The sequence below is a fragment of the Streptomyces sp. NPDC002130 genome (assembly GCF_040296465.1).
In the GTDB taxonomy this organism is placed as follows: domain Bacteria; phylum Actinomycetota; class Actinomycetes; order Streptomycetales; family Streptomycetaceae; genus Streptomyces.
Genome location: NZ_JBEOXI010000205.1, coordinates 1 through 14,812 on the forward strand (window position 1 = coordinate 1; position 14,812 = coordinate 14,812).

The 14,812-nt window shown below is 68.2% G+C and carries 13 protein-coding genes and 1 pseudogene; 5 read left to right on the forward strand and 9 right to left on the reverse strand.

Going from position 1 to position 14,812, the window contains the following annotated elements; translation table 11 throughout:
• From ABT116_RS30565 to ABT116_RS30575, 3 genes are all read left to right on the forward strand, one after another.
• The coding region (locus ABT116_RS30565) for a restriction endonuclease subunit S (RefSeq protein ID WP_351640494.1) at positions 1-672 on the forward strand (672 nt) is incomplete at its 5' end.
• A complete protein-coding gene (locus ABT116_RS30570; protein ID WP_351640496.1) occupies positions 669-3,953 on the forward strand; it encodes a type I restriction endonuclease subunit R in 3,285 nt (1,094 codons plus the stop codon). The genes ABT116_RS30565 and ABT116_RS30570, both read left to right, overlap by 4 nt.
• Positions 3,954-3,988: 35 nt before the next feature.
• Complete coding sequence (locus ABT116_RS30575; RefSeq protein ID WP_351640498.1) at positions 3,989-4,678, forward strand: M48 family metallopeptidase; 690 nt, start codon at positions 3,989-3,991, stop codon at positions 4,676-4,678.
• Between the two features lie 92 nt (positions 4,679-4,770).
• Here ABT116_RS30575 and ABT116_RS30580 read toward each other — a convergent pair.
• From ABT116_RS30580 to ABT116_RS30595, 4 genes and pseudogenes are all read right to left on the reverse strand, one after another.
• A pseudogene (locus ABT116_RS30580) lies at positions 4,771-5,241 on the reverse strand (AAA family ATPase); the annotation flags it as partial.
• Between the two features lie 165 nt (positions 5,242-5,406).
• Positions 5,407-6,312 carry an NAD kinase gene (locus ABT116_RS30585; protein ID WP_344461922.1) on the reverse strand — a complete coding sequence of 302 codons (906 nt, stop codon included), beginning with the start codon at positions 6,310-6,312 and terminating at the stop codon, positions 5,407-5,409.
• The gene (locus ABT116_RS30590; protein ID WP_351640500.1) at positions 6,309-7,124 is read right to left on the reverse strand and encodes a TlyA family RNA methyltransferase; all 816 of its coding nucleotides are present in this window, start codon (positions 7,122-7,124) and stop codon (positions 6,309-6,311) included. Before ABT116_RS30590 ends, ABT116_RS30585 begins: the two co-directional genes overlap by 4 nt.
• 7 nt (positions 7,125-7,131) lie before the next feature.
• Positions 7,132-7,416: a hypothetical protein gene (locus ABT116_RS30595; RefSeq protein WP_351640502.1), complete on the reverse strand. Its 285-nt coding sequence runs from the start codon at positions 7,414-7,416 to the stop codon at positions 7,132-7,134.
• A gap of 42 nt (positions 7,417-7,458) precedes the next feature.
• On the opposite strand from ABT116_RS30595, the gene ABT116_RS30600 reads away from it, so the two are divergent.
• The gene (locus ABT116_RS30600; RefSeq protein WP_351640504.1) at positions 7,459-7,806 is read left to right on the forward strand and encodes an SCP2 sterol-binding domain-containing protein; all 348 of its coding nucleotides are present in this window, start codon (positions 7,459-7,461) and stop codon (positions 7,804-7,806) included.
• Here the strand turns inward: ABT116_RS30600 and ABT116_RS30605 are convergent.
• The 4 genes from ABT116_RS30605 to ABT116_RS30620 form a co-directional block, all read right to left on the reverse strand.
• Positions 7,790-8,674, reverse strand: coding sequence for an ABC transporter ATP-binding protein (locus ABT116_RS30605; RefSeq protein WP_351640506.1), 885 nt, complete (start codon positions 8,672-8,674; stop codon positions 7,790-7,792). The two genes, ABT116_RS30600 and ABT116_RS30605, sit on opposite strands and share 17 nt — an antisense overlap.
• The gene (locus ABT116_RS30610; protein WP_351640507.1) at positions 8,671-9,708 is read right to left on the reverse strand and encodes a FecCD family ABC transporter permease; all 1,038 of its coding nucleotides are present in this window, start codon (positions 9,706-9,708) and stop codon (positions 8,671-8,673) included. Before ABT116_RS30610 ends, ABT116_RS30605 begins: the two co-directional genes overlap by 4 nt.
• A complete protein-coding gene (locus ABT116_RS30615; protein ID WP_351640509.1) occupies positions 9,705-10,748 on the reverse strand; it encodes a FecCD family ABC transporter permease in 1,044 nt (347 codons plus the stop codon). Before ABT116_RS30615 ends, ABT116_RS30610 begins: the two co-directional genes overlap by 4 nt.
• Before the next feature lie 86 nt (positions 10,749-10,834).
• Positions 10,835-11,866, reverse strand: coding sequence for an HAD hydrolase-like protein (locus tag ABT116_RS30620; protein WP_351640511.1), 1,032 nt, complete (start codon positions 11,864-11,866; stop codon positions 10,835-10,837).
• A 72-nt stretch (positions 11,867-11,938) separates the two neighbouring features.
• Between ABT116_RS30620 and ABT116_RS30625 the strand changes: the two genes are divergently transcribed.
• Positions 11,939-13,231 carry a DUF1015 domain-containing protein gene (locus ABT116_RS30625; RefSeq protein WP_351640513.1) on the forward strand — a complete coding sequence of 431 codons (1,293 nt, stop codon included), beginning with the start codon at positions 11,939-11,941 and terminating at the stop codon, positions 13,229-13,231.
• A 107-nt stretch (positions 13,232-13,338) separates the two neighbouring features.
• Here ABT116_RS30625 and ABT116_RS30630 read toward each other — a convergent pair whose 3' ends face one another.
• Positions 13,339-14,106: a tetratricopeptide repeat protein gene (locus tag ABT116_RS30630; protein ID WP_351640515.1), complete on the reverse strand. Its 768-nt coding sequence runs from the start codon at positions 14,104-14,106 to the stop codon at positions 13,339-13,341.
• Between the last annotated feature and the right edge of the window lie 706 nt (positions 14,107-14,812).

Genomic DNA, 14,812 nt, shown 5'->3' on the forward strand with positions numbered 1-14,812 from the left:
ATTATAGCCAAGCTTAAGCTTACGAAGCAGGGGCTCGTTTCAGATCTATTCTCCGGCGATTGGCCGATTGCTCGCATTGGCGAATCGGCGACTCTCATTACTTCAGGATCCCGTGGCTGGGCACGTTATTACTCTGATGAAGGTGCGAAGTTTATCAGGATTGGTAACTTAACGCGCACCCACATCAACCTTCGTTTCGATTCGTTGGTTCATGTACGCGTACCGTCTGACGGCGAGGGAGGTCGGACGTCGCTACAAAGGGGCGATCTACTCATATCTATTACTGCTGACTTGGGGATTATTGGCGTTGTCCCCTCAGATCTTGGCGAGGCCTACATAAACCAGCATATTGCCTTGGTGCGGTTCAACGAGGAAGAGTCGAACTCCCGGTGGATCGGCCATTATCTGAGCTCACCCCTCGGTCGGGCGCAGTTCTCTCGCTTAAATGATCAAGGAGCAAAGGCTGGCCTGAATTTGCCCACGATCTCGAATCTAAAATTTCCGGCACCGTCGTCGGCAATGCAGCGCAAAGTAGTCGCCGTGCTGGATGCGCTGGACGATCGCGTTACTCACGCTCAGCTCGAAGTTCAGAAGCTGCAAAAACAAAAGCAGGGTCTCATGTGCGACCTATTGACTGGTCGCGTTCGTGTGCTTTTGGAGACTGCATTGTGAGTCGTGGTCCTGAATACACTGATTCTGAAAAGCCGCTGTTAGAACAGCTGGCCGGTCTTGGTTGGACGCGCATCGAGGGCTCCAAATCCGATCCGACCGTGACTGGACGCGATTCGTTTCGTGGATCGCTGATCGAGGCTCGCCTGCGCCAGATGCTGTACCAAATTAATCTCGGTCCCGACGGTCAGCCGTGGCTGGATGACTCACGACTGTCCGAGGCGGTATCCGCCCTGACTCGTACCGAGACGGGCAAGTTGGCTGAAATCAACGAACGCCTGACCGATCAGCTCCTCGAAGGCGTGTCCGTCGCAGGATTGCCCGAATGGGATCAAGGCCGAAGCCAGCGAATCAGGTTCATCGACTTCAACCACCCAGAACGCAACGACTTCCTGGCGGTCAACCAGTTCCGTGTGGACGAGCCGGGCGGGCAAACCAAGAAGTTCGTCGTGCCTGATGTGGTGCTGTTCGTCAATGGCATTCCGCTGGTTGTGATCGAGTGCAAGAGCCCCTATGCCACCGATCCGATGGCCGCGGGGATCGATCAGTTGCGGCGTTACGCCAATCAGCGGGATCTCGGTGCGTCTGAGGGTAGCGAGCAGTTGTTTTGGACGAACCAATTCGTGGTCTCGAGCTACGGCGACAAGGCCCGCGTCGGCACGTTCACCTCTGGTGCTGAGCACTTCCTGGAATGGAAGGATGCTGCGCCGCTGAGCCGAGATCAGTTGGCGGACCATTTGGGTAAACCTGCCGCCGAATTGACCGGGCAGGAACTCCTCGTTGCTGGGATGCTTACTCCCGCAAACCTTCTCGATATTATCCGTCACTACACTCTATTTCAAGAAGCTGGTGGCAGGCGCGTCAAGATTGTCGCGCGTTATCAGCAGTACCGCGCAGTCCTCAAAGCTATCAACCGTCTGCGAACCGGCAAGAGTCGCAAAATTGATGGTGAGCATGACCGTCGCGGCGGGTTGGTATGGCACACCCAGGGATCGGGCAAGTCCCTGACGATGGTGTTCCTGGTGCGCGCTATGCGTTCCGACCCTGTGCTGCGCGCGTTCAAGGTCGTGATCATCACTGACCGGACCGACTTGGAAAAGCAACTGGCGGCGACTGCCAAACTGTCAGGCGAGACCGTCCAACGCGCCCGGAAGTCGGCGAAGCTCCGCACGATGTTGGCCGAGCATGGCCCCGCGTTGGTGTTCGCGATGATTCACAAATACCGTGATACCGACACGCAGAGTTCTGAAGACCACGGCCTAGACGGTGATGGGGGCGTCGTTTCGTTCGGTGTGCTCAATACCGATGAGTCGATTCTCATCATGGTCGACGAGGCGCACCGTTCGCAGACTTCGACGCTCCACGCGAACCTTATGGCCGCGCTACCGAACGCCGCGAAGATCGGGTTCACAGGCACGCCGATCATGCGCGAAGGCAAGAAGCGTACTGAGTCGATCTTTGGCGAGTTCATCGATAAGTACACGATTCGGCAGGCGGAGGAAGACGGCGCTGTCGTACCGATCTTCTACGAGGGTCGGACGGCCAAGGGTGCAGTCGCGGGTGGTAGCGATCTGGATGAGCTGTTCGAAGACATGTTCGCGGACCACACCGACGCTGAGATCGAAAAGCTGAAAACCCGTTATGCCACGGCCGGCTCGGTTCTCGAAGCGCCCAATCTAATTGCGGCCAAAGCGAAATCAATGATGTGGCACTATGTTTCGACCGTGATGCCGAACGGCTTCAAAGCGCAAGTGACCGCCTCAAGCCGTTTGGCGACAATCCGCTACCACGAAGCCCTGACGACTGCCCGCGATGAGTTGGTGGCTCAGATCGAAGCGCTGCCCGCCCATCTGCGTACCGACTCCAACGGTGATGCGGTCGACATCGACGGTCTGGACCGCAAGACGCAGATGCTAGTGCGTGCGGTCCCTCAGACCGAATTACTCAAGGCGTTGGAATTCATCCCCGTGATTTCGGGCAGCCACAACGACGACCCGACCTGGGCGCAGTGGACCGACAAGTCCCGCCAAGACGTCGTGATCGAGGACTTCAAGAAAAAGCTCGGGCAACGGGGCGAAAAGACCAGTCCGGTGGCCTTCTTGATCGTGCGTACCATGCTGCTGACGGGCTTCGACGCGCCGGTTGAGCAAGTGCTGTACCTGGACCGCTCCATCCAAGACGCCGAACTGTTGCAGGCGATTGCTCGCGTCAACCGAACCGCCACAGGTAAGAGTGCCGGGCTGCTGGTCGACTATTACGGCGTCGGCGCACATCTGCAAAAGGCGCTAAAGGCCTACGCGCCGGAAGATGCCGAAGATGCGATCGGCGCGTTGGCTTCGATCAAGGCCGAGTTGCCCAAGTTACGAGATCGGCACGCACGAGTGGTTGCAGTCTTTGCCCAAGCCGGCATCGATACCTTCGACACTCCCGAGGATGTCGAGGCCTGCGTGCAAGTGCTGGCCGATGAAGCTCTCCGCGCCCGCTTCGGAGTACTTCTGAAGCAGTTCCTCTCGACAATGGACACTGTCATGCCGCGCCCCGAGGCTCTGCCGTTCGTGCGGGACGCCAAACGCCTTGGCATTATTTCGCTGGCTGCCAAGCGCCGTTACCGCGACGACGGGCTCGGCGACTTCGACAGTTCCCTTTACGGCGAGAAGGTCCGCAAGCTGATCGACGAGCATGTGACCGCCCTTGACATCGCCACCAAGATTCCACCGGTGTCGATCACCGACCCCGACTTTCTCGCCAAGGTCCAAGGCCTAACCTCCGACAAGGCCAAGGCTTCCGAGATGGAACACGCGCTTCGCTACCACATTCGGAAGAACTTCGACGAAGACCCTGCTCGCTACACCAAGCTGTCCGAACGGCTCGACGACATCCTGAAGACACTGACGGACAAGTGGGAACAGCTGGCGTTGGCACTGACCGAATTACTCGGTGACGCGCAGAGTGATGACAGCGGAAGCGCGGTGCACGAGGATCCTCTGGTTGCCCGTTTCTACGGTCTATTGGAGGCGGAATTCGCGACCGACTCAACGCTGTCCGAGGAAGTTCGCATCGACATCGTTCACCTGGCGCAGGAGATTGTGATCGAAGTCGAGAAGCAAGCCAGGATCGTGCGGTTCTGGCATAACCCGCACAAACAAGACTTCCTGCGTAGGCAGCTGATCCACACCCTCGACGACCGTGACCTGTTCCCCTTCGATGAGCAGGCTTCGCTGGCCGACAAATTGATGGAACTTGCCAAGGCGAACCAGTCCCTCATTGCTGCCAGGGCGCGGTGATAAACGTGACCGTGATGACACTACGACTCGATGGGATGACCATTCCCGTCGAAACCGTCGGCACCAGCCGAAAGGCGAAACTGACCATCGACCGCGACGGCAGTCTGCAACTAAAAGTTGCACCGGACGTCGAACAGGCGGAGCTTGAACACTTCCTCGCATCCAAGCGGGAATGGATCTACCGCAAACTGGCTGAGAAGGAATCTCTGCATTACGAGCCGGTCGTCAAGGAACTCGTTGACGGTGAAGGCTTTCTCTACCTTGGCCGCAGCTACCAGCTTCGAATTATTGACACCGACGACCATCGGGTGCGGTTGCAGCGCGGCAAGCTGAACCTCCCCAGGGCTCTCGCTGATCTTGGATATGAGCACGTCATCGCCTGGTATCGAACGGCAGGGCTCACCTGGCTCAAACCCCGGGCCAAGGACTGGGCCAAGCGTTTACGCGTTGATCCTCAAGTGATCGAAGTGGCTGATCTCGGCAATAAATGGGGCTCGGCTCTGCCCGATGGGCGAGTACGCATTCACTGGGCGGCCATGCAGCTGCGCCCGGCGCTCGTTGAGTACGTGCTCGCGCACGAGCTGGCGCATCTCCGCGAAGCGCACCACGGCCCAACATTCTGGCAACTCCTCAACCGGGCGATGCCAGACTGCGGTCAACGTAAGGCGGAGCTGGCCAACACAGGAGCGGCCTTGTGGCATGGGGATCAGGCGCAGCGCGCGTAACGACGCACGGTGTTGCAAACGAGGCGAGGCATCCCCGCCCGGGTAGCCCGCCCGAGACAACGGAACGCACGCTACCAATCGATGCCGATCGACTTGGCCAGCGGCCCGGCGACCGCGTCGCCCGCGTACCGGTCGAGCGCCTGCCGCTGCCGGGACAGCTTGAGCAGCCCCTGCTGGTCGGTCTGCCCGTGCACGGCCACCAGCTCGTCCGCGAGCTCGGCGAGCACGCCCACGGGCACGCTGCGCCCGCCCAGGTGCGCCCTCGAGCGCCCCTCGGCGCTGACGGTACGGCTGATCAGCAGGGCCCCGTCGTCCAGCTCGGCCCCGGCCTCCTCGGCGCGCACCGCGACCGTGGCGTCGCGGGGAACGGTGATCCGCCCCTCCACGACGGCCTTGCCGGCCCCGATCCGCACGAGCGCGGGGTCGGCCCGCCCGCCCAGCAGCAACCCCAGGCTGGTGACCACCATGGTCTTGCCCGCACCCGTCTCACCGGTGACCGCGGTGAACCCGGGCGACAGCTCGACGACGGCGTCGTCGATCACGCCCAGCGACCGTATCCGCATCTCCTCCAACACGGACACGACCTTACGAGGTCCGGGCCACGGATTGCGACCGGCCTGCCCTTGTCACCCACGCGAGTGGTCCGGGCTCAGGGGCGCGGGGAACTGCGCGAACAACCACGATCCACCCGCGCCCGCCGACGCTCCGCAACCACCCCCCACAAACCGCTAGTGAGGCGCCCCCCGCCACCCGGAAACCGGCAGCGCGAACTTCGCCACCAAACGGTCCGTGAAGGACGCGTGGTGCAGCCGCGCCAGCCGCACCGGCACGGCCCCCCGCCGCACCTCCACCCGCGCCCCGGCCGGCAACTCCACCGTCCGCCGCCCGTCACACCACAGCACACCCGGCGGAATGTGGGGCAGAACTTCCACAGCCAACACAGAATCCGGCGATGTCACGAGCGGCTTCGCGAACAGCGCGTGCGCGGAGATCGGCACCATCAGCAGCGCCTCGACCTCCGGCCACACCACCGGCCCGCCCGCCGAGAAGGCGTACGCCGTCGACCCGGTGGGCGTCGCACACACGATCCCGTCACAGCCGAACCCCGTCACCGGCCGCCCGTCGATCTCCAGGACGATCTCCAGCATCCGCTCGGCGGACACCTTCTGCACGGCCGCCTCGTTCAGCGCCCAGTCCGTGTGCACGATGTCGCCGTTCTGATGCACCACGACGTCGACGGTCATCCGCTCCTCGACCTCGTACGCCTTGGTCACCACCCGGTCGACGACCTTGTCGAGGTCGTCCCGCTCGGCCTCCGCGAGGAACCCGACGCGCCCGAGGTTGACGCCGAGCATCGGCACACCCGACGCCCGCGCGAACTCGGCGCCGCGCAGCAGCGTGCCGTCACCGCCCAGCACGATCAGCAGCTCACACCCGTCGAGGCACTGCGGTGTGGCCTCCTTGACCAGCTCCACCTCCGCCGGCAGTGGCAGGTCGCGCGCCTCGGCCTCCAGGACGCGCACCCCCAGACCGGAGCGCAGCAGCCCCTTCACGACGAGCTCGGCACTGCGCACGGCCGCGGGCCGGCCCGTGTGGGCGAGCAGGAAAACAGTACGAGCTCGGTTCTCGGTCAACGCGGCCCCTCCGCCACTGCACGGTCTGCCTCGGCCGGGTCCAGTTCCGGTGCCCCGGACCGCAGCCACAGAAAGTATTCGACATTCCCCGACGGCCCGGGCAGCGGACTGGCCGTCACGCCCTTCACCCCGAGCCCCAGCCCCCAGGCCTTCTCGGCCACCCCCCGTACCGCTTCGGCCCGCAGCTGGGTGCTGCGTACCACTCCCCCGCTGCCCAGGCGCTCCTTGCCCACCTCGAACTGCGGCTTGACCATCATCACCAGGTCGGCGTCCGGCTTCACGCACCGCGTCAGAGCGGGCAGGACCAGCCCGAGCGGGATGAAGGACAGATCCCCCACGACAAGATCCACTGGCTCCCCATCGATCGCTTCAAGCGTCAACTCGCGTACGTTCGTACGGTCCTTGACGGTGACGCGTTCATCCTTCTGGAGGGACCACGCGAGTTGTCCGTATCCGACGTCCACGGCGACGACATGCGCGGCGCCCGCCCGGAGCAGGACGTCGGTGAAACCGCCGGTGGAGGCGCCCGCGTCGAGCGCCCTGCGCCCCTCGACGGCCAGCCCCTGCGGCCCGAACACCGCGAGCGCGCCGGCCAGCTTGTGGCCGCCGCGCGAGACGTAGTCGGGGTCGCTGTCGTCCTGGGCCACCAGGATCGCGGCCGCGGTCTCCACCTGCGTGGCGGGTTTGGTCGCGACGGTCTTGCCGACGGAGACCCGCCCCGCGGCGATCAGCTGCGCGGCGTGCTCACGCGAGCGCGCGAGCTTCCGGCGGACCAGCTCCGCGTCCAGACGGCGGCGTGCGACTCCTGCCACGTTCGGTTCAGCTCCTAGGTGCGTGCGGCATCGGGGGCACCGGAGGTCCCGGGCGTACGTCGAGCGCGTCGAGCGCGGTGAGCGCGTCGCGCAGCCCCCGGTGTACATCCTCGTACACCTCGAGATGCCCGTCCGTGGCGAGGTGGTCCGCGTCGCCGAGCCGGTCCAGGGCGGCGTCCACGCCGGCGTCACCGGTGGGCGTGCGGGGCACGTTCAGGGGAGCGGGGCCGGCGGGGTCGTACGCCGGCTCTTCCTCCGCCACCGGCGGGGTCTCGGGAACTGCGTCGTCCATGCCCCGACGCTACCGCGAACCGCTGCGGTACCGTCGATCGCGATGGCCACGATCGAGGAGTGCCGCAGCGCACTCGACAAGCTCTCGGACAACATGCAGCGCGCCGAAGGGGACGTCCGCGACGCCGCGGCCCTGGACCGCTCGGTGAGCTGCCACATCACGGACCTCGACGTCACCTTCGCCGGCCGGATGCGCGGCGGGCGGATCGAGGTGCACGACACCGTGCCGGGGCCGCCGCCCGGCAAGGCCGAGATCAGACTCGCCATGACCGGCGACGACCTGGTGGCCCTGGTGGGCGGCGAGCTGAACTTCGCCAAGGCCTGGGGCTCGGGCCGGGTGAAGCTGCACGCCGGTGTGCGTGACCTGCTCCAGCTCAGGAAGCTTCTGTAGCCGGCACCTTCCCGACCGCGCTCTCGACGCGGGCCTTGCGGGCCGCCGGCACGACCAGCGGTGTGCCCGTCTCCGGGTCGTCGATGACCTGGCAGCGCAGCCCGAAGACCTCCTCGACCAGCTCGGCCGTGACGATGTCCTTCGGCGCGCCCTCGGCGATGACCCGGCCCTCGCGCAGGGCGATGAGGTGGGTGGCGTAGCGGGCGGCGTGGTTCAGGTCGTGCAGCACGGCGACGAGCGTGCGCCCCTGCTCCTCGTGCAGTTCCGCGCACAGGTCCAGGACGTCGATCTGGTGCTGGATGTCCAGGTACGTCGTCGGCTCGTCGAGGAGGAGCAGCGGCGTCTGCTGGGCGAGCGCCATGGCGATCCACACGCGCTGGCGCTGGCCGCCCGAGAGCTCGTCGACGTAGCGGTCGCCGAGCTCGGCGACGCCGGTCTGCCGCATGGACTCCTGGACGACCCGCTCGTCCTCGGTGGACCACTGGCGCAGGATGCCCTGGTGCGGGTAGCGGCCGCGGCCGACCAGGTCGGCGACGGTGATGCCGTCGGGCGCGATCGACGCCTGGGGCAGCAGGCCGAGGGTCCGCGCGACCTTCTTCGCGGGCATCGACTGGATGACCTGCCCGTCGAGCAGCACCCGGCCCTCGCTCGGCTTGAGCATCCGCGACAGCGCCCGCAGCAGCGTCGACTTGCCGCACGCGTTGGGGCCCACGATCACCGTGAAGGAGTTGTCGGGTATCTCCACCGACAACTGCTCCGCGATGACCCGCTGGTCGTAGGCGAGGGTGACGTTCTCGGCGGACAGGCGGTTCACGGTGCTCCCTTGGTTGTTCAGTCCGCTGGTGCTCTTCTCGACCCCGGTGCTCATATCCGGCCCGCCCGGCGCTCGCTGACCAGCAGCCACAGCAGGTAGACCCCGCCGAGAACGCCGGTGACCACGCCCACGGGCAGCTGCTCGGCGCCGAACGCCCGCTGCGAGACCCAGTCGGCGACGACCAGCAGGGCGGCGCCCATGCACAGTGAGGGCAGCAGGTTCGGCCCGGGCGAGCGGGTCAGACGCCGCGCCAGCTGCGGCGCCGTGAGCGCCACGAAGCTGACGGGGCCGGCCGCGGCGGTGGCTGACGCGGTGAGCAGCACGGCCGCCACCATGAGCAGCAGCCGCACGCGCTCGACCCGCACCCCGAGGGCGTACGACACGTCGTCGCCCATCTCCATCATCCGCAGCCCCCGAGCGTTGACCAGGACGAGCGGCACCAGCACGGCGGTCAGCGCGAGCAGCGGCCAGACCTGGTCCCAGTCCCGGCCGTCGAGGGACCCGGTCATCCACACGACCGCGCGGGCCGCGTCCACGATGTCGGACTTGGTCATCAGATAGCCGTTGACGGCCGTGACGATCGCGGAGACGCCGATACCGACCAGGACCAGCCGGTAGCCGTGCACGCCGCGTTTCCAGGCGAGCACGTAGATGGCGAGCCCGGTCACCAGACCGCCCGCCAGCGCCCCGGCGGCGACCTGGTTGGCGCTGCCGGAGGTCAGCACGATCACCGCGAGCGCGCCGGCCGTCGCCCCCTGCCCGAGGCCGAGGACGTCCGGACTGCCCAGCGGGTTGCGGGAGATGGCCTGGAACAGTGCGCCGCCGAGTCCGAGCGAGGCGCCGACCAGCAGCCCGACCAGGACCCGCGGCAGCCGCAGCTCGTTGACGATGAACTCCTGGCCCGGATTGCCCTCGCCGACCAGTGTCCGCAGCACGTCGGCTGCCGGGATCGGGAAGTCGCCGGTGCCGATGAGCACGACACTCGCCACGAGCGCCGCGGCGACCAGCAGGAGCACGACGGTGACGGCCCGCACGTCCAGGCGTACCGAGAGGCCGCCGGTCCGCACGGCACGGTTGGTGGTCTTCACAGCTGCGCCGTCCTCCGCCGTCGTACGAGAAAGATGAACACCGGCCCGCCGAGGATCGCGGTGACGATGCCCACCTGGAGCTCCGAAGGGCGGGCCACGAGTCGGCCGATGACATCGGCTCCGAGCAGCAGCACGGGCGACAGGATCGCCGCGTACGGCAGGATCCAGCGCAGGTCGGGCCCGGTGAACGAGCGCACCACATGCGGCACCATCAGCCCGACGAACACGATCGGCCCGCACGCGGCGGTCGCGGCCCCGCAGAGCACGGTCGCGGCCAGCATGGACAGCGCCCGGGTGCGGTTGAGGTTGGCGCCGAGCGCCTTGGCGGTGTCGTCGCCCATGGCCATCGCGTTGAGCGGCCGGGCCAGGGCCAGAGCCAGGACCGTGCCGGTCAGCAGGAACGGCAGGACCTGCGTGATGGTCGAGTTCGTCGCCGACGCCAGCGAACCGACCGTCCAGAAGCGCATCTTGCCGAGCGCCGCCTCGTCCATGATCATCACGGCCTGGAGGTAGCCGTACAGCGCGGCGCTGACGGCCGTACCGGCCAGCGCGAGCCGCACCGGCGTGGCGCCCCGGCTGCCGCCGAGGAACCAGACCAGCGCCCCGACCGCGGCCGCGCCGAAGAACGCGAACCAGACGTAGCCGGTCAGCGAGGTGACCCCGAAGTACGTGATGGCCGTGACGACCGCGGCGGAGGCACCGGCGTTGATGCCGAGCAGTCCGGGATCGGCCAGCGGGTTGCGCGTGAGGGCTTGCAGGACCGCCCCGGCCAGACCGAGCGCGGCGCCGGCGAGCAGCCCGAGCAGGGTCCGCGACAGCCGCTCCGCGACGACGACGTCGCCGTAGGTCCCCGAGTCCGCGAACAAGCCGTGCCAGACCTGCCCGAGGGACAGCTCTTTCGCTCCGATCGCGATACTCGCCAGCGCGACGAGCACCAGGATCGCCACGGACAGGAGCAGCCCGAAGGCTCGTACCGCCCGTCGGGTCGGGGGCGCGGGGGCGGTCTCCGCGCGCTGTTCGGGGGGACTCTCGACCAACACGCAGTTAGGTTAGCCTACCCTCGCATTCGAGCAAGATTCGGTGTCCCGCCCCGCCTCGGGTACCCGGCCCGATCACTGACAGGCGCTCAGATGCCCAGCCGCGCCAGCGCCTTCCCCCCGTCCAGCTCGCACACGCCTTCACCGGCCGCCGTCCACGCCACGGCGCACAGCGCGCGCAGCCCGTCCAGCGCCTCGCCTTCCCCGTCGAGCTCCAGCCGGTCCGCACCGGTCGTCGCCGTCCAGCCACCGCACCGGAAGCCGCCCTCGCCCACCGCGACGACCTCCGGCTGACCGGCGAGCATCCCGCGCAGATCGGCGTCCACATACGTCGGCCGGTGCTGCGGCGGCGCGGCCAGCAGCTGCGCGCCGTCGGTGACACCGGTCAGGACGAGCAGCGAGTCGACCTCCCCGTTGAACGCGCCCTCGATGTCCGTGTCCAGCCGGTCCCCGACCACCAACGGCCGCTGCGCCCCGGTCCGCAGAATGGTCTCCCGGTGCATCGGGGGCAACGGCTTGCCCGCGACCTGAGGTTCCGCACCCGTGGCGATCCGGACGACCTCCACCGCGGCCCCGTTGCCCGGCGCGATACCGCGGCCGCTCGGAATCGTCAGGTCGGTGTTGGAGGCGAACCACGGCACGCCCCGCGCCACCGCGTAGGAGGCCTCGGCGAACCGGCCCCACGGCAGATCGGGCCCGCCGAACCCCTGCACCACCGCCGCCGGATCGTCGTCCGCCGACTCCACGGGCACGAGCCCCCGCTCGCGCAGCGCGACCCGCAGTCCCTCACCGCCGATCACCAGCACCCGGGCACCCTGCGGCACCTGCTCGCTGATCAGCCGCGCGACGGCCTGCGCCGAGGTGATGACGTCCTCCGCGCCCGTCGGTATCCCCAGTTCCGTCAGATGCCCGGCCACGGTGTCCGGGGTCCGCAGCGCGTTGTTCGTCACGTACGCCAGGCGCATTCCGCCCTCCCGGGCCGTGGCCAGCGACTCGACCGCGTGCGCGATCGCGCTCCCGCCCGCGTACACGACACCGTCGAGATCGAGCAGCGCCGTGTCGTACGCCTCGCTCAGGGCCTGCCCACTGCCCTCGGGCTTCGTCCTGACGCTTCGGCTCATCCCGCATCGCTCCTCGTTCGACGGCTTTCCCCCGATCATCCCCCATGCCACCGACAGCCGTACGATGCCGGGATGAACACAGCAGGTCACTCGGAGGCAACGGCGCACCGAGGCCTGGAACTCACCCCGTTCCGAGGCCTTCGTTACGACCCCGACCGGGTCGGCAGCCTTGCCGCCGTCACATCTCCGCCGTACGACGTCGTGGTGCGCCCCGACGGCCTGCACCACCTCGAGTCCGCCGATCCGTACAACATCGTCCGTCTGATCCTCCCCCAGGCCGCCACTCCCAGCGCCCGCAACGAACGGGCCGCCGACACCCTGCGCCGCTGGCTGTCCGAGGGCGTCCTGACCACCGACCCGGAACCGGGCCTCTACGTCTACGAGCAGCGGGACGGCGACGGCATGCTGCAACGCGGCGTCATCGGCGCCCTGCGCGTGTCGGACCCGGCCGAGCGGCTGGTGCTGCCGCACGAGGACGTCATGCCGCACATCGTCGCCGACCGCGCGGCCCTGATGCGGGCCACCTCGGCCAACCTCGAACCCCTCCTGCTCACCTACCGGGGCGACGGCTCGACGACCGCCACGGCGGATCTGATCGAGCGCACCGCCGACCGGCCGCCGCTCCTGGCCACCACCACCGAGGACGGCTTCCGCCACCGCCTGTGGTCGGTCACCGCCCCCGAGGACCTGGCCACGATCCAGACGGACCTCGGCAGGCACCAGGCCCTGATCGCCGACGGCCACCACCGCTGGGCGACCTATCGTCGCCTCCGCGCGGAGCACCCCTCCCCCAGCCCGTGGGACCACGGCCTGGTCCTCCTCGTCGACACGGCCCGCTACCCCCTGCGGGTCCGCGCCATCCACCGCCTCCTGCACGATCTGCCGGTCGCCGATGCCGTGGCGGCCCTGGAGGGCCACTTCCGCGTGCGCCGCCTCGACGTCCCACTGTCCGGGGCCTTGGACACACTGGCCGACGCTGCCTGCGCCGGCAACGCGTTCCTGCTGGCCGGCGACGGCGCCTTCCACCTCGTCGACCACCCGGACCCGGACCTGCTGGCCCGTACGATCCCCGCCGACCGCCCCGCGGCCTGGCGCACGCTGGACGCGACGGTCCTGCACGCCACGCTCCTCGAACATGTCTGGCGCATCTCCGAGGACTCCCCCGCCCACATCGCCTACATCCATGACACGGCGGCGACGGTCGAGAAAGCGGAACGCGACGGCGGCACGGCCGTCCTGATGCACCCGGTCCGCGAGGAGGTCGTCCGCGAGCTGGCCCGCCAGGGTGTGACGATGCCCCGCAAGTCGACGTCGTTCGGCCCGAAACCGGCGACGGGCCTGGTCCTTCGGGCGCTGGACCTCTGACGGGACGTGAGCCGGCGCCGGCACGTCGCCGGCATGACGAGCCGACGTGACGAAGGGGCGGAACCCGAGGCCTCACAGCCTGGGTCCCGCCCCTTCTCCTACGGACGTCAGTCCTTGTCGTTCTCGACCTCGACCTCGACGTCGCTCTCGCTCTCATCCGCCTTCGGCGGGGCCGGAGCCTCGTCGTCCTCGTCCTCGACCATGGCGTCGACGAACTCCACGCCGTCCAGCTCGGCGAGCCGGTCCGAGGCGTCGGTGCTGCCGTCACGGTCGGCCTCGACAGCCTTCGCGAACCACTCCCGCGCCTCGCTCTCACGCCCGGCGGCGAGCAGCGCGTCGGCGTAGGCGTACCGCAGGCGCGCGGTCCACGGCTGTACGGAGTTCGCAGCCAGCTCGGGGCTCTGCAGCGTCACGATGGCCGCGTCCAGCTGCCCCATGTCCCGCCGGGCACCGGCCGCGACGAGCCGCATCTCGACCTGACCGGCCTTGTCGAGCTTGTGCACCTCGGGCGCCCCGGCCATGTCCAGCGCCTTCTCCGGCCGGCCGAGCCCACGCTCACAGTCGGCCATGACGGGCCACAGGTCGATGTTCCCGGTCATCCGCTTGGCGGCCCGGAACTCGGCCAGCGCCTCGCCGTACTTCTGGCTGGCGTACGCGGCGAACCCGGCGGCTTCCCGCACGGCGGCGACACGCGACGCCAGCCGCAACGCCACCCTCGAGTAGCCGTACGCGCCCTCGGGGTCCTCGTCGAGGAGCCGCGCGACCATCACGAGGTTCCTGGCGACATCGTCCGCGAGCGTCTTGGGCAGGCTCTGCAGCTCCTGCCGTACGTCCTTGTCGATCTCGTCACCCGTGACGTCCTCCGGGATCGGCAGCCGCTTGATCGGCTCCCTGTCCCGCTCGCGCTCCTCACGGAACCGGCCGGGGCCACGCCGGTCGTCCCGGCCACGGAAACCACCCCGGTCGCCGTCACGCCGATCGCCGTCGCGCCGGAAGCCACGGTCACCGCGGTCGTCACGCCGGGGCCCGCGCCCACCGCGGTCGTCACGGCCGCGGAAACCACCGCGGTCGCCCCGGTCGCCGCGGTTGTCGCGGTTGTCGTCCCGGCGGAAGTCACTGCGGTCACCACGGGGGCCGTCCTCGCGGCGGAAACCCGGACGCCCACCCCGGCCGGCGTCGTCGCGCCGGAAGCCGCCACGCTCCCCACGGTCGTCCCCACGGCGGACGTCCCCACGACGGTCGTCCCCGCGGCGGTCGTCGCGGCGCTCGTCACGGCCCCGGAAACCACCGCGGTCGTCGCGCCGGAAACCGCCACGGTCACCGTCGCGCGGCCGGTCCCGGTCATCGCTGCGGAAGCCGCGGTCGCGGGTGTCCTCGCGGCGGAAACCGCCACGGTCCCGGTCGTCGCGGCGGGGGAACCCACCGCGGTCGCCGTCACGCCGTTCGCCACGCCGGTCATCGCGCCGGTCGTCACGCCTGTCGTCCCTGCGGTCGTCGCGCCGGAAGGCGGGGCGCTCGCCACGGTCGTCGCGGTCGTCGCGGCGGAAGGGAGGACGCTCACCACGGTCGTCCCGACGGAAC

What these genes read in the sequence shown, in the direction of transcription:
- ABT116_RS30575 (WP_351640498.1), top strand. Translation starts at nt 3,989, where the DNA reads ATGACCATTCCCGTCGAAACCGTCGGCACCAGCCGAAAGGCGAAACTG.
- ABT116_RS30595 (WP_351640502.1), bottom strand. Translation starts at nt 7,416, where the DNA reads ATGGACGACGCAGTTCCCGAGACCCCGCCGGTGGCGGAGGAAGAGCCG.
- ABT116_RS30600 (WP_351640504.1), top strand. Translation starts at nt 7,459, where the DNA reads ATGGCCACGATCGAGGAGTGCCGCAGCGCACTCGACAAGCTCTCGGAC.
- ABT116_RS30605 (WP_351640506.1), bottom strand. Translation starts at nt 8,674, where the DNA reads ATGAGCACCGGGGTCGAGAAGAGCACCAGCGGACTGAACAACCAAGGG.
- ABT116_RS30620 (WP_351640511.1), bottom strand. Translation starts at nt 11,866, where the DNA reads ATGAGCCGAAGCGTCAGGACGAAGCCCGAGGGCAGTGGGCAGGCCCTG.
- ABT116_RS30625 (WP_351640513.1), top strand. Translation starts at nt 11,939, where the DNA reads ATGAACACAGCAGGTCACTCGGAGGCAACGGCGCACCGAGGCCTGGAA.